The organism is Streptomyces sp. NRRL F-525 (genome assembly GCF_000716605.1).
Taxonomy (GTDB): domain Bacteria; phylum Actinomycetota; class Actinomycetes; order Streptomycetales; family Streptomycetaceae; genus Streptomyces.
On sequence record NZ_JNXE01000122.1, the window covers coordinates 1 to 547 of the forward strand.

Consider the following 547-nt stretch of genomic DNA (forward strand, 5'->3'; position numbering starts at 1 on the left):
GGCCGTAGTCGTGGGCTGATCTGTCAGGTGGGTGTGCAGCCGGCCTGCCTGCTCCCGCAGCGCTGCGGGGGTGCGGGCCGACAGCACCCACGCCACCGGATCCGAAGCAGCACCCGCCTCCTCAACCGGTGACGGGTCCATCGGCGGGGCCTGCTCGATGATGACGTGGGCGTTGGTGCCGCTGATCCCGAAGGAGGAGACGGCGGCGCGGCGCGGGTGATCGGTCTCAGGCCACGGGGTGGCCTCGGTCAGCAGCGAGACGGCGCCGGACGTCCAGTCCACGTGCGGGGACGGCTCGTCCGCGTGCAGGGTCTTGGGCAGTACGCCGTGCCGCATCGCCATGACCATCTTGATCACGCCGCCGACACCGGCGGCGGCCTGGGTGTGTCCGATGTTCGACTTCAACGACCCCAGCAGCAAGGGCTGTTCGGCCGACCGCTCCTTGCCATAGGTGGCGAGCAGCGCCTGCGCCTCGATCGGGTCGCCCAGCGTCGTCCCGGTTCCGTGCGCCTCCACCGCGTCGACCTGATCGGCCGTCAGCCGGGCG

General features: G+C 71.5%; 1 protein-coding gene. It reads right to left on the bottom strand.

Going from position 1 to position 547, the window contains the following annotated elements:
* Positions 1-547 (bottom strand): ketoacyl-synthetase C-terminal extension domain-containing protein (locus OO69_RS48150; protein WP_033287388.1); only part of this gene is annotated, 547 nt, incomplete at both ends.